Origin of the sequence: Pseudomonas sp. UM16 (genome assembly GCF_050312595.1) — a bacterium.
Lineage (GTDB): Bacteria > Pseudomonadota > Gammaproteobacteria > Pseudomonadales > Pseudomonadaceae > Aquipseudomonas.
Genome location: NZ_JBNPJT010000013.1, coordinates 138765 through 152312, shown reverse-complemented (window position 1 = coordinate 152312; position 13548 = coordinate 138765). Strand labels below are relative to the sequence as shown.

Sequence of the window (13548 nt, the reverse complement as noted above, 5' to 3'; positions counted from 1 at the left end):
GTGAGGGTGAATCCATGACGACATCGACTGGCAAAACTAACCTGTTGGGGCTTACCCAGCCGGAAATGGAAAAATTCTTCGACTCTATCGGGGAGAAGCGTTTCCGTGCCGGTCAGGTAATGAAATGGATTCACCACTTTGGCGTCGATGATTTCGACGCCATGACCAACGTCGGCAAGGCCTTGCGCGAAAAGCTCAAGGAGGTTGCCGAAGTTCGCGGTCCGGAAGTGGTCAGCGAGGACATCTCCAGCGACGGCACCCGTAAATGGGTGGTGCGCGTGGCGTCCGGCAGCTGCGTCGAGACCGTCTACATCCCCCAGGGCAAGCGTGGCACCCTGTGTGTCTCGTCCCAGGCCGGTTGCGCCCTGGACTGCAGTTTCTGCTCCACCGGCAAGCAAGGATTCAACAGCAACCTCACCGCCGCCGAAGTGATCGGCCAGGTGTGGATTGCCAACAAGTCGTTCGGCACCGTACCGGCCAAGATCGACCGTGCTATCACCAACGTGGTGATGATGGGCATGGGCGAGCCGCTGCTGAACTTCGACAATGTGGTCGCTGCCATGCACCTGATGATGGACGACCTCGGCTACGGCATTTCCAAGCGCCGGGTGACTTTGTCCACCTCTGGTGTGGTGCCGATGATCGAAGAACTGGCCAAGCACATTGACGTCTCCCTGGCCCTGTCGCTGCACGCGCCGAACGATGCGCTGCGTAACGAACTGGTGCCGATCAACAAGAAGTACCCGCTTAAAGTGCTGCTCGAAGCGTGCATGAACTACATGTCGCAACTCGGCGAAAAGCGCGTGCTGACCATTGAGTACACGCTGCTCAAGGACGTCAACGACAAGCTCGAACACGCCGTGGAAATGGCCGAGCTGCTCAAGAACGTACCGTGCAAGATCAATTTGATCCCGTTCAACCCGTTCCCGCATTCCGGTTACGAACGGCCGAGCAACAACGCTATCCGTCGTTTCCAGGACCACCTGCATCATGCCGGCTACAACGTCACAGTGCGCACCACCCGTGGTGAAGACATTGATGCGGCCTGTGGCCAACTGGTCGGCCAGGTGATGGACCGCACCCGCCGCAGCGAGCGTTATATCGCCGTACGTCAGTTGAACGCCGACGGTGATGTGCAAGTGCAAGAAAGCGCTGCTGGCAACTGAAGAGAGGAACTCCATGACCTTGCGCGTCGCGCTGTCGATCCTGTCGCTCGCCCTGCTTGCAGGCTGCGTGTCCGGCGGGAGTTCGGACGCGTTGGCAAGCCGCGAAGGGCGGGCGCAGGCCGCGCAGGCTTACGTGCAATTGGGCTTGGGTTATTTGCAACAAGGTTTGACCGAACAGGCCAAGGGACCACTGAAAAAAGCCCTCGATCTCGATAGCCAGGATGCCGCTGCAAACGCCGCCCTGGCTTTGCTGTATCAGGCCGAAGACGAGCCTGAGCTGGCCCGCGGTCACTACCTCAAGGCTTTGGCCAGTCGCCCGAGCGATACGCGGACCCGTAACAATTACGGCAGTTTCCTTTATGCTCAGGGGCAATACGCGCAGGCGCAGCAGATGTTTGCCCAAGCGGCGGCCGATACCCTGTATCCTGAGCGTTCACGGGTATTCGAGAACCTCGGTCTGACCGCCCTGCGGCTTGGCCAGCGCGACCAGGCCCAGGAATACCTGATAAAAGCTTTGCGACTCAATCAGCAGCAACCACGTGCGTTGCTGGAAATGGCTGAGTTGTCTTACGAAGACAGGCATTATGTGCCGGCCCGCGACTACTACGATCGTTTCAGCCAGCTGAGCGACCACAGTGCCCGCAGCTTATTGCTGGGCAATCGCCTAGCCAACGTTTTCGAAGAACGGAACAAGGCCGCCGATCTGGGCCTGCAATTACAACGACTTTATCCCGGTACGCCGGAATATCAGCAATACCTGTCGGAGCAATGATGAAAGCGGCGCATCCCGAATTAGCAGCAGCGACTCGCGAAAATCCAGGTGACATTCTGCGTCAGGCCCGTGAAAGCAGGGACTGGTCGCAGGCCGAGGTGGCACGCAAGCTGAACCTGACCGTGAGTTCCCTGAATAACCTTGAAACCGGCGCCTTCGACAAGCTGCCGGGGCACACCTTTGCCCGTGGCTACATCCGCGCTTATGCCAAGCTACTGGACATGGACCAGGCTACCTTGGTGCAAGCCTTCGATCAGTGCACCGGCACCCATGCCCAAGGTAGCGACGTGCATGCGCTGGGGCGCATCGAAGAGCCGGTGCGGCTGTCACATAACATCCTGCGCATCGTCAGCCTGTTGCTGTTGGTGGTGGTGATTGGTGGTGGCTTCTTCTGGTGGCAAGACCAGAGCAGCCAGCGCAGCAAGGACCTGGTCAATATGGCCCTTGAGCATGTCGAAGTCGAAAGCGCCGACGGCACTACGCAAATTCATCCACTGGACGAGCCGGAAGACCAGGCGGTCAACGCTGCCCAGCAGCCGCATAGCACTCCGCTGGATCTCGAGCAGGCGCCTGTCAGCGCTGAGCCTGGGCAAGACGCAGCTGCACCACAAACATCCACCAGTACTGCAGTGGCTCCTGTCACCCCGACAGCCATCGCACCCATTGCCCCGGCAGCCCCGGCGGCCGTTGCTGCACCGGCCCCTGCGGTTGCCGCGCCTGTCGCGCCGGCAGTGGCTGCGGCCGCTCCTGTTGCCACCCCTGGGGTACCAGCACCAGCACCAGCAGCGGCTGGCAGCGGTCAACTGCACTTGCAATTCACCGCCGATTGCTGGACTTCGGTCACCGACGGTAATGGCAAAGTGCTGTTCAGCGCCATCAAGCGCAAGGGCGACAGCCTGGACCTGACCGGCAAGCCGCCGTTTGCGGTGCGTCTGGGCTTTGCCCGGGGCGTGCAGGTCAGCTACAACGGCCAGCCTGTTGACGTTGCGCCGTTCACCAGTGGCGAGACTGCTCGCCTGAAGTTGGGACAATAAGTCATGCACGGCGAATCACCGATCAAACGTCGCGAATCGCGAAAAATCTGGGTAGGTAATGTTCCTGTTGGCGGCGATGCCCCTATCGCCGTGCAGAGCATGACCAACACCGACACCAATGACGTTGCCGCTACCGTCGGGCAGATCAACCGCCTGGTTGATGCTGGCGTCGATATCGTCCGTGTCTCGGTACCGGACATGGACGCGGCCGAAGCCTTTGGCAAAATAAAGCAACAGGTCAGCGTACCGCTGGTTGCCGATATCCACTTCGATTACCGCATTGCCTTGCGCGTGGCTGAGCTGGGTGTCGATTGCCTGCGGATCAACCCGGGCAACATCGGTCGTGAAGACCGTGTGCGCGCAGTGGTCGACGCGGCCCGTGACCGCGGCATTCCAATCCGCATCGGCGTCAACGCCGGTTCCCTGGAAAAAGACCTGCAGAAAAAATACGGCGAGCCGACCCCAGCGGCGCTGGTCGAATCGGCCATGCGTCACGTCGAGCACCTGGATCGCCTGGATTTCCAGGATTTCAAGGTCAGCGTCAAGGCTTCCGACGTGTTCATGGCCGTCGAAGCCTACCGCCTGCTGGCCAAGCAGATCATCCAACCACTGCACCTGGGCATCACCGAAGCCGGTGGCCTGCGTTCGGGTACGGTGAAATCCGCGGTTGGCCTCGGTATGCTACTCGCCGAAGGGATTGGCGATACTATTCGTATCTCCCTGGCAGCAGACCCGGTTGAGGAAGTAAAAGTCGGTTACGACATCCTCAAGTCCCTGCACTTACGTTCGCGTGGCATCAACTTCATCGCCTGCCCGAGTTGCTCGCGGCAGAACTTTGATGTGGTGAAAACCATGAACGAGCTGGAGGGGCGCCTGGAAGACTTGCTGGTCCCGATGGACGTGGCAGTGATCGGTTGTGTGGTCAATGGTCCTGGCGAAGCCAAGGAAGCCCATGTGGGGCTGACCGGCGGCACGCCGAACCTGATCTACATCGATGGCAAGCCTGCGCAGAAGCTGACCAATGACAACCTGGTCGATGAGCTGGAAAGGCTCATCCGCCAGAAAGCGGCCGAAAAGGCCGAAGCCGACGCGGCGCTGATCGCCCGTGGCTGACACCCAGATTCGTAAGGATTTTTCGTGAGTAAATCGCTACAAGCCATCCGTGGCATGAACGACATCCTGCCCGAGCAGACCCCGCTGTGGCGCTACTTCGAGAGCACCGTGGCCGGCTTGCTGGACACCTACGGCTATCGGCAGATCCGCACGCCGATCGTCGAGTTCACCGAACTGTTCAAACGCTCGATCGGTGAAGTGACCGACATCGTCGAAAAAGAGATGTATACCTTTGCCGACCGCAACGGTGACTCTCTGACCCTGCGCCCTGAAGGCACCGCAGCCTGCGTGCGTGCCGTGCTCGAACACGGCATCAGCGGTGGTGGCCAGGTGCAGAAACTCTGGTACATCGGCCAGATGTTCCGCCACGAGCGCCCACAGAAGGGCCGTTATCGCCAGTTCAACCAGATCGGCGTTGAAGTCTTCAACCTCGACGGTCCGGACATCGATGCCGAACTGATCGTGCTTACCTGGCGCCTGTGGGGCCTGCTGGGTATCCGTGACGCGGTCAAGCTCGAACTCAACAGCCTGGGCACTAGCGAAGCCCGTGCCCGCTACCGTGATGCGCTGGTCGAGTTTCTCTCGGCGCGCCTGGAGCAGCTGGACGAAGACAGTCAGCGTCGCCTGAAGAGCAACCCGCTGCGCATCCTCGACAGTAAGGACGCCAATACCCAGGCGGTACTGGTCGGCGCACCGAAGCTCGAAGACTACCTGGACGAAGAGTCACGGATCCATTTCGAAGGCCTCAAGGCGCGTCTGGATGCCGCCGGTATTCCGTTCGTGATCAACACCAAGCTGGTGCGTGGCCTGGATTACTACAGCAAGACCGTATTCGAGTGGGTCACCGACAAGCTCGGCTCTCAGGGCACTGTCTGCGCCGGTGGCCGTTACGACGGCCTGGTCGAGCAGATGGGCGGCAAGCCGACCCCTGGCGTTGGTTTCGCCATGGGTATCGAGCGCCTGATCCTGCTGCTGGAAACCCTGGAACAGGTGCCTGAGTCGATCAATCGTCAGGTTGATGTCTACCTCTGCGCCTTCGGTGAGCAGGCAGAGCTGGCGGGCCTGGCCCTGAGCGAGCGTCTTCGTGACCGCCTGCCGAACCTGCGCCTGCAAGTTAACGCAGGCGCTGGCAGCTTCAAGAGTCAGTTCAAGAAAGCCGACAAGAGTAACGCGCTGTTCGCCTTGATCCTGGGGGACGACGAACTGGCACAACAAGTGGTAGGTTTCAAACCCCTGCGTGGCCAGGGCGAACAACAAAACATTGCCTGGGATGCTCTGGCAGAGCACCTGGAAGCTTCCCTCGCGCAGGCGTGAAGCGGGTCAACAGCCGATTTGGTGAAAAGGAGTATTGGGGTGTCGAGTAGCGATGATGAACAGCTGGCAGCATTCAAAGACTGGTGGCAGCGTAACGGCAAGCCGCTGGTAACCGGCGGCCTGCTGGCACTGGTAATAGTGTTCGGCTGGCAAGCATTCCAGAAGTACCAGGGCAACCAGTCGCAAGGCGCCTCGAACCTCTATCAGGCCCTGCTGGAAACCACCCTGACGCCAAGCGGTCAGCCTGATGCGGCCAAGGTCGCGGAGTTGTCCGGCAAGCTCAAGAACGAGTTTAGCGGTACTGCTTATGCCCAGTATGGCAGCCTGTTCGTGGCCAAGGTCGCAGTCGAGGCTGGCAAGCTGGATGACGCTGCCGCCGAACTCAAGTCGATCATGGACAAACCGGCTGACGACACACTGGGCGAGATCGCCCGTCAGCGTCTGGCCCGTGTCCTGGCTGCCCAGAACAAGGTCGACGAGGCCCTGAAATTGCTGGACGGCGACGCCGACAAGGCATTCCTGGCCAGTCGCGAAGAGCTCAAAGGCGACCTGCTGGTACAGCTGGGTCGCGCTGCTGATGCGCATAGCGCATATGAAAAGGCCAAGGCCGCGCTGTCTGACGACGCCGCGATCGGTGGTTTGCAACTCAAGCTCGACGACCTGGCCAAAGGGGATGCGTGACGTGATCGGTTGGAAACATGCAGCAGTGCTGACCCTGGCCCTTCTGGCCGTGGGTTGCAGCAGCAACAGCAAAAAGGAATTGCCGCCGGCCGAGCTGACCAAGTTCACCGAAGAGGTGGTCCTGAAAAAACAGTGGAGCCGTTCGATCGGTGACGGTCAGGGCGAATCCTTCAACATGCTGGTGCCGGCGATCGAGAACGATCGCATCTACGCCGCCGATGTCACTGGCATTGTCATGGCGATGGACCGCAACAACGGCGACGTGGCCTGGAAAAAGGACCTTGAACTGCCTGTCTCCGGCGCCGTTGGTGTAGGTTATGGCATGGTCATGCTCGGTACGCTGCGCGGTGAAGTGATCGCCCTGGATGCCAGCACCGGTGAAGAGCGTTGGCGTTCGCGGGTGACCAGTGAAGTGCTGGCGCCGCCTGCCACCAACGGTGACGTGGTGGTGGTGCAGACCCAGGACGACCGCGTGATTGGCCTGGACGCCAGCACCGGTGATCGTCGTTGGATCTACGAAAGCACGCCGGCCGTACTGACCCTGCGCGGTACCGGTGCGCCGATCGTAACCAACCGTCTGGCTGTCGCAGGCCTGTCGACCGGTAAGGTCGTGGCCCTCGATACCCGTAACGGTGTGCCGGTCTGGGAGCAGCGTGTGGCTATTCCGCAAGGTCGCTCGGAGCTGGACCGCGTAGTCGATATCGACGGCGGCCTGTTGCTGTCTGGTGGTACTTTGTACGTGAGCAGCTACCAGGGTCGGGTTGCCGGCCTGGACCTGGAGAGCGGTCGAGTGATGTGGCAGCGTGATGCTTCCAGCTACACCGGTGTGGCCCAGGGCTTCGGTAACGTCTACGTGAGCCTGGCTTCGGGGACCGTGGAAGGCATCGACGAGCGTTCGTCCAGCGCACTGTGGAGCAACGATTCGCTGGCACGCCGTCAGTTGTCGGCGCCGGAAGTGTTCTCCAGCTATGTGGCGGTAGGTGACCTGGAAGGCTACCTGCACCTGCTCAGCCAGGTCGACGGTCGCTTCGTCGGTCGTGAGCGAATTGACAGCGATGGCCTGCGCGCCCGTCCGCTGGTGGTGGGTGACACCATCTATGTGTACGGCAACAGCGGCAAGCTCGAGGCACTGACCATCCGCTGAGGCTATGCTTGAGGCCTTACCGGCCTCGGGCTGCGGCACTTCGGGTGCCGCCCGAACTCCGGCCGCTGCAGTGCAGCGGCCTTTGTATTTTCTGAATTTATGAAGTGGAGAGCCGCATGGTTCCCGTAATTGCCCTGGTGGGCCGACCGAACGTCGGTAAATCCACCATGTTCAACCGCCTGACCAGGACCCGCGACGCCATCGTCGGCGACCTGTCCGGGCTGACCCGTGACCGCCAATACGGTGAAGCAAGCTGGCAAGGCCGTTCGTACATTCTGGTCGACACCGGTGGTATTTCCGGTGACGAGCACGGCATGGACGAAAAAATGGCCGAGCAGTCGCTGCTGGCCATCGAAGAAGCCGATGTGGTCCTGTTCCTGGTTGATGCCCGTGCTGGCCTGACCGCCGCCGACCAGATGATTTCCGAGCACCTGCGCAAGCGCAACAAGCGCTCGATCCTGGTGGCCAACAAGATCGATAACATCGATCCGAACACCGCCATCGCCGAATTCTCGCCGCTGGGTATGGGTAACGCCATCGGCGTCGCCGGTGCTCAGGGCCGTGGCGTCAACAATCTGCTGGAGGCTGTGCTCAGCGACTTCCCGCGGGACAATGTAGAAGAGATCGATACCGACGTCGCCGAGGGCGAGGAAGCGGTACGTATTCCTGGTCCGAGCGAGAAAGATGGCATCAAGATCGCCATCATTGGTCGTCCGAATGTCGGCAAGTCGACCCTGGTCAACCGCATGCTCGGTGAAGACCGGGTCATCGTCTATGACCAGCCGGGCACCACGCGCGACAGTATCTACATTCCCTTCGAGCGTAACGAAGAGAAGTACACCCTGATCGACACCGCCGGAGTGCGCAAGCGCGGCAAGATCCACGAAGAAGTCGAGAAGTTCTCCGTGGTCAAAACCTTGCAGGCGATCAAGGATGCCAACGTGGTCATCTTTGTCATGGATGCCCGCGAAGGTGTGGTTGACCATGACCTGAACCTGCTGGGCTTTGCCCTGGAAGCCGGTCGCGCCATCGTCATCGCCTTGAACAAGTGGGATGGCATGCAGCCGGGCGAGCGCGACTATGTGAAGACCGAGCTGGAGCGTCGGCTGTTCTTCGTCGACTTCGCCGACATTCACTTCATCTCGGCGTTGCACGGCACTGGCGTGGGCAACCTGTACCAGTCGGTGCAGAACTCCTTCAAGTCGGCGGTCACCCGCTGGCCGACCAGCCGTCTGACCCAGATCCTTGAAGATGCGGTCAGCGACCACCAGCCACCGATGGTCAACGGTCGCCGGATCAAGCTGCGTTATGCCCACCTCGGGGGTGCTAACCCGCCGATCATCGTGATCCACGGTAACCAGGTCGAGAAGGTCCCCAAGTCCTACTCGCGCTACCTGGAAAACACCTATCGCCGCGTGCTCAAGCTGGTTGGTACGCCGATCCGCATCGAGTACAAGGGCAGCGATAACCCGTACGAAGGCAACAAGAACACCTTGACCGACCGTCAGGTCAACAAGAAGCGTCGTTTGATGTCGCACCACAAGAAAGCTGAGAAGAAGCGTAAAGACAAACGCTAACGTTGCTGGCTGGTGAAACTGTAGGAGCCGGCGACGCCGGCTCCTACATCCGCTTTTTCCTGACCACTCAATCCGCTATGCTCGGTCCCTGACCGCCGGATTGTTCAGCAGGAAAGAGGACTCCATGATCAGCAGCAAGTTGCCGAATGTCGGCACGACCATCTTTACCACCATGTCCCAACTCGCCGCGCAAACCGGCGCCTTGAACCTGTCTCAGGGGTTTCCCGATTTTAACGGCCCGCAGGCCCTGCTCGATGCAGTCGGCCGGCATGTCAGTGCCGGGCACAACCAATATTGCCCGATGACCGGCTTGCCCGCATTGCGCCAGCAAGTGGCAAACAAGATCGCCCGCAGCTATGGCGTAGCGGTCGATGCCGAGAACGAAATTACCATCACGCCCGGGGCGACCGAAGCGATCTTCTGTGCGATCCATGCGGTGATTCGCGCCGGTGACGAAGTCATCGTCTTCGACCCGTGCTACGACAGCTACGAGCCTGCGGTCGAGCTGGCGGGTGGGCGCTGCGTGCATGTGCAGCTCACCGACGGTCAATTTGCCATTGATTGGCAAAAACTCAGCGATGCTTTGAGCCCGCGGACGCGGATGATCATTCTCAACTCGCCACATAATCCCAGTGGCGCGCTGATCAGTCGCGCTGATCTGGACAAGCTAGCGCTGTTGATCGCCGAGCGCGATATCTACCTGATCAGTGACGAAGTCTACGAGCACCTGGTGTTCGAAGGCGTTGAGCATGCCAGCGTACTGACTGTTGAAGCGCTTTATCAGCGTGCTTTTGTTGTCAGCTCGTTCGGTAAGACCTATCACGTCACCGGCTGGAAAACCGGTTATGTAGTCGCGCCGCCGGCGCTGAGTGCCGAACTGCGCAAGGTGCACCAGTACGTCAACTTCTGTGGTGTGACCCCGCTGCAATGGGCCTTGGCCGATTTCATGGCTGAGCATCCAGAGCACGTTGAAGCGCTACCGGCGTTCTACCAGGCAAAGCGCGATCTGTTCTGCGATCTGCTGGCCACTTCACGTTTCCAGTTCAGCCGCACTACCGGTACTTACTTCCAGCTGGTCGACTATTCGGCAATACGTCCGGACCTCAACGACGTCGAGATGTCCCTGTGGCTCACCCGAGAGCACGGCGTGGCGACCATCCCGGTATCAGTGTTCTACCAGCAACCGATTCCCGAGCAGCGCCTGGTGCGCCTTTGTTTTGCCAAACGCGAGGAGACGCTGCGTCAGGCAGCGGAAAAACTATGCGCGATCTGAGTGCTCTGCCCAATCTGAAAGTGGCCCTGGTTCAGACAACCCTGGCCTGGCAGGACCGCCTGGCGAACTACGAGCATTTCGAAAACCTGTTGGAGCAAGCGCGTGGCGCCGATCTGATCATCTTGCCGGAAATGTTCACCACAGGCTTCTCAATGGACTCTGAAAGCCTCGCCGAGCCTGAGAGCGGTCCGACCTACAAGTGGCTCAAGAGCCAGGCGAAAAAGCTCGATGCCGTGGTTACGGGCAGTGTGATCATCCAGGCGGCGGACGGGAGTCACCGTAACCGTCTGTTGTGGGCGCGGCCGGACGGCGAAATTCTGTTCTATGACAAGCGCCACCTGTTCCGCATGGCTGGTGAGCATAAGCACTACACCCCCGGCGAGCGCCAGGTGCAGTTCGAGGTCAAGGGGTGGCGGGTAAGAACGCTGATTTGCTACGACTTGCGCTTCCCAGTGTGGAGTCGTGATGCCCAGGACACTGACCTGTTGCTGTACACCGCCAACTGGCCGGCAGCGCGTCGTCAGCACTGGAACCGGTTATTACCGGCAAGGGGCATTGAGAACCTGTGTTATGTCGCCGCGGTGAACCGGGTCGGTACTGACGGCAAAGGCTTTGCTTACTCGGGCGATAGCCAGGTTCTGGATTTCCAGGGCGAAAGCTTACTGAGTGCGGGCGAGGCGGATGGGGTGTTCACGGTGGTCTTGAGTTCGGCTGACTTGGCGGCTTACCGCACACGTTTTCCGGCCAATCTGGACGCTGACACGTTCGAGCTGCATTGACCTCAGCCTGAACGGTGGATGGCAAGGCCGGCTCTTGTGGGAGCCAGCCTTGCCGGCGATGAGGCCTTCACGTCCTAGTACACATCCCGCCGATAGCGACCAAGCTCAATCAAGCGTTCAACTTCGGCGGCACCCAGCACGTCGTTCAGTACCGCATCGACCCCGCTGGCCATACCTTGCAGACTGCCGCAGATATAGATCGAAGCCCCCTCGGCCAGCCAGCGTTTAAGCTCTGGTGCGTGTTCGCGCAAGCGATCCTGAACATACACTTTGTGTGCCTGATCCCGTGAGAACGCGAGATCGAGGCGTTCCAAGTCGCCATTGTGCAACCAACCTTGCAGTTCTTCTTCACACAAAAAGTCATGGGCGTGATTGCGCTCGCCAAACAACAACCAGTTACGCTGCTCGCCGGCCACGATACGGGCCTTGAGCAAACTGCGCAGCCCGGCAATTCCGGTGCCATTACCGATCAGAATCATCGGTGTCGCAGGCGCCGGCAGATGGAAACCACGGTTGCTGCGCAGGCGCAGACTGACACTGTTATCCACAGGCAGATGTTCGGTCAGCCAACCGGAACCCAGGCCAAGGCTGCCATCGGCGTGCCGCTCCTGGCGTACGATCAGCTCCAGCACGCCATCATTGGCGATTGAGGCAATTGAGTACTCCCGCGCCGTCAGCGGAATCAACGCATCGACCAGAGCCTGGGCATGCAGGCCAACCAGGTGCTCACGACTCGTGGGCAGATTACGGCTGGCCAGGGCCTGAAGCAGGCTTTCCTGCAGGCCATCGACCTGCACCTGCGTTTCGCCATCCAGACCCAGCCCGCGCAGGAACAGCGCAAGGTTCTGAGGGCTGTTGCGCGGCAGGACGTCCACTAGATCGCCGGCCTGCCACTGCGCTGGCTGCTGCGCCTTGAGCCCCAGCAAATAGACGGCCGAGCCCTGGCTGCTGGGGTTCATCAATTCACGTTGAACCAGGGTCCAGTTACTGTACGCAGGCGCTTGCCAGGCGGCAGGGGGCTTGCTGCCAGTCAATTGGCCAAGCTGCTCCTGCCAGCGCTGCAGGGCCGCGGGGTCAGCACTGTCGACTTCCACCGGGGCGAATGCCGAGGTGGCACCGCGTTCACCCAGCCAAGCCTGCAAGCGTCGGGCAAAGCCACAGAATTCCGGATACTGACGGTCACCCAAGGCGAGCAGGGCGTAGTTAAGGTTGTCCAGTCTCCAGGGTTGGCCGAGCACTTTGCGTTCGAAGCCACGGGCACTGTCCGGGGCCTCGCCATCGCCAAAGGTACTGACAACGAACAGCGCGCGCTGGGCCTGGTTGAGATCGTGTTCGCTCAATTCGGCCAGTGATCGAACCTGAACCGCCAAGCCGGCTGCCTGCAGTTGTCCGGCGCTCTGCCAGGCCAGTTGTTCGGCGAATCCACTTTGGCTGGCGAAGCCCACCAGCCAGCTATCGCCTTCAAGTGTTGCTGGCGTCAGGGAACTGCGTGCTGCCTGTACCTGGCGTTTCTTGCGCCGACGATCCAGATACAGCAACCAGCCGGTGATGAAGAACAGCGGCATTGTCAGGCTGAAAATGGTTACCAGAATACGTCCGGTCAAGCCGAAGTAGCTGCCCACATGCAAGGCGTAGACGCTGGCCAGCAGTTGCGCCTTGAAAGACTTGTCGGCGTAGCGATCGTGCTTTTTTACCTGACCGTTGGCGGGGTCGATGGTCAGGGTGTTGAGGGCGCGCTCGTGTTCGGCGCCTTCAAGCAGGTAGAAGAGGGTCGCCGGTTGTCCGCCAGCAGGCGGCAGGCGCAGGTTGTAGCTGGTCATCGCCGGGCCGGCGGCGGCTTGCAGGTTGCTCCAGATGGCATCGTAGTCGACTACCAGAGGCTGGGCGCCTTTTTCCGTAGCGCCTCCCGGGCGTCCGCGGCCTTCACCGTGCTTGCGCTGTTCACCAGCAGCAGGGCCATCGGCCAGCAATCTGTTCAAGCCTTCGCGGTACCACTCGTACGACCAGAACAGGCCAGTGAGGGCGAACAACAAATAGAACAGCAGGCACCAGGTGCCGGCGACTGCGTGCAGGTCCCAGTTGAAGCCGCGACCTTTCTTGGCCCAGTCCAGGGTGAGCCACACACGCCAGTTCAGCGCCTTGCGTGGCCAACGCAGGTACAGGCCGGAGAGGCAAAAGAAAATCAGCATTAGGGTACAGGCACCGGTAATCTGCCGGCCGCTGTCGCCCATGGCCAGAAAACGGTGCAATTGCAGCATCAGATCAAAGAAGCCTTGGCCGGCGACTTCGCCCTGCAGCCTGCCGGTGTAAGGATCGGCATAGCGCATCAGGCCCCGACGTTCACCTGGTGGCGGGGTGAAGAACACGCGTGCAGCCGTATCACTGCCGATATCGACCCGAAGCATTGCCACCTTGTCGCCGTGCTCGGCTTCGATTCGGCGCACCAGCTCGGGCATCGGTAACACACCTTCCGGGCGCACTTCGACCTTAAGCACATCGGGATTGAACAGGCGCAACAATTCATCCTGAAACGACCAGATCGCCCCGGTAATGCCCATCAAGGCCAATACCAGGCCGGCTGTGATACCGAAGAACCAGTGCAGTTGGAACAGCGACTTCTTCACCACATCTTTCACCTTGTCTTGCCGCAAATACCCTTGCGTCGCGCATTATGCCTTGATACACAAAAGCCCCG

Annotated in this window: 11 protein-coding genes; 10 read left to right on the top strand and 1 reads right to left on the bottom strand. The window is 60.3% G+C overall.

The annotated features are described in order from the left end of the window. The first annotated feature begins 14 nt into the window (after positions 1 to 14). The 10 genes from rlmN to ACQRAX_RS17095 all read left to right on the top strand — a co-directional run bounded on the left by rlmN (position 15) and on the right by ACQRAX_RS17095 (position 10853). Entirely contained in the window at positions 15 to 1166 is a 1152-nt protein-coding gene (gene rlmN / locus ACQRAX_RS17140; RefSeq protein WP_412038672.1) for a 23S rRNA (adenine(2503)-C(2))-methyltransferase RlmN, read from the top strand. 13 nt (positions 1167 to 1179) lie between these two features. Continuing rightward, the gene (gene pilW / locus ACQRAX_RS17135) at positions 1180 to 1938 is read left to right on the top strand and encodes a type IV pilus biogenesis/stability protein PilW (RefSeq protein ID WP_412038673.1); all 759 of its coding nucleotides are present in this window, start codon (positions 1180 to 1182) and stop codon (positions 1936 to 1938) included. Continuing rightward, positions 1938 to 2972: a RodZ domain-containing protein gene (locus ACQRAX_RS17130; RefSeq protein ID WP_412038674.1), complete on the top strand. Its 1035-nt coding sequence runs from the start codon at positions 1938 to 1940 to the stop codon at positions 2970 to 2972. The genes pilW and ACQRAX_RS17130 overlap by 1 nt, the downstream gene beginning before the upstream one ends. A gap of 3 nt (positions 2973 to 2975) precedes the next feature. Next, positions 2976 to 4085: a flavodoxin-dependent (E)-4-hydroxy-3-methylbut-2-enyl-diphosphate synthase gene (gene ispG, locus ACQRAX_RS17125; protein WP_412038675.1), complete on the top strand. Its 1110-nt coding sequence runs from the start codon at positions 2976 to 2978 to the stop codon at positions 4083 to 4085. 24 nt (positions 4086 to 4109) lie between these two features. Beyond that, complete coding sequence (hisS, locus tag ACQRAX_RS17120) at positions 4110 to 5399, top strand: histidine--tRNA ligase (RefSeq protein WP_412038676.1); 1290 nt, start codon at positions 4110 to 4112, stop codon at positions 5397 to 5399. Positions 5400 to 5438: 39 nt separating this feature from the next. Further along, on the top strand, positions 5439 to 6080 hold the full coding sequence (locus ACQRAX_RS17115) for a YfgM family protein (RefSeq protein ID WP_412038677.1): 642 nt from the start codon (positions 5439 to 5441) through the stop codon (positions 6078 to 6080). Next, the gene (gene bamB / locus ACQRAX_RS17110; RefSeq protein WP_045184634.1) at positions 6073 to 7224 is read left to right on the top strand and encodes an outer membrane protein assembly factor BamB; all 1152 of its coding nucleotides are present in this window, start codon (positions 6073 to 6075) and stop codon (positions 7222 to 7224) included. Before ACQRAX_RS17115 ends, bamB begins: the two co-directional genes overlap by 8 nt. A 116-nt stretch (positions 7225 to 7340) precedes the next feature. Further along, a complete protein-coding gene (gene der, locus ACQRAX_RS17105) occupies positions 7341 to 8801 on the top strand; it encodes a ribosome biogenesis GTPase Der (protein ID WP_412038678.1) in 1461 nt (486 codons plus the stop codon). A gap of 124 nt (positions 8802 to 8925) precedes the next feature. Next, the gene (locus tag ACQRAX_RS17100) at positions 8926 to 10074 is read left to right on the top strand and encodes a pyridoxal phosphate-dependent aminotransferase (protein WP_412038679.1); all 1149 of its coding nucleotides are present in this window, start codon (positions 8926 to 8928) and stop codon (positions 10072 to 10074) included. After that, a complete protein-coding gene (locus ACQRAX_RS17095; RefSeq protein ID WP_412038680.1) occupies positions 10062 to 10853 on the top strand; it encodes an amidohydrolase in 792 nt (263 codons plus the stop codon). The genes ACQRAX_RS17100 and ACQRAX_RS17095 overlap by 13 nt, the downstream gene beginning before the upstream one ends. Before the next feature lie 74 nt (positions 10854 to 10927). On the opposite strand, the gene ACQRAX_RS17090 is transcribed toward ACQRAX_RS17095, so the two are convergent. Then, positions 10928 to 13480, bottom strand: a complete 2553-nt coding sequence (locus tag ACQRAX_RS17090) for a PepSY domain-containing protein (protein ID WP_412038681.1) — start codon at positions 13478 to 13480, stop codon at positions 10928 to 10930. Between the last annotated feature and the right edge of the window lie 68 nt (positions 13481 to 13548).

Coding starts and splice junctions, on each gene's coding strand:
- ACQRAX_RS17130 (WP_412038674.1), top strand. CDS start 1,938: ATGAAAGCGGCGCATCCCGAATTAGCAGCAGCGACTCGCGAAAATCCA.
- ispG (WP_412038675.1), top strand. CDS start 2,976: ATGCACGGCGAATCACCGATCAAACGTCGCGAATCGCGAAAAATCTGG.
- pilW (WP_412038673.1), top strand. CDS start 1,180: ATGACCTTGCGCGTCGCGCTGTCGATCCTGTCGCTCGCCCTGCTTGCA.
- der (WP_412038678.1), top strand. CDS start 7,341: ATGGTTCCCGTAATTGCCCTGGTGGGCCGACCGAACGTCGGTAAATCC.
- ACQRAX_RS17095 (WP_412038680.1), top strand. CDS start 10,062: ATGCGCGATCTGAGTGCTCTGCCCAATCTGAAAGTGGCCCTGGTTCAG.
- rlmN (WP_412038672.1), top strand. CDS start 15: ATGACGACATCGACTGGCAAAACTAACCTGTTGGGGCTTACCCAGCCG.
- ACQRAX_RS17100 (WP_412038679.1), top strand. CDS start 8,926: ATGATCAGCAGCAAGTTGCCGAATGTCGGCACGACCATCTTTACCACC.
- bamB (WP_045184634.1), top strand. CDS start 6,073: ATGCGTGACGTGATCGGTTGGAAACATGCAGCAGTGCTGACCCTGGCC.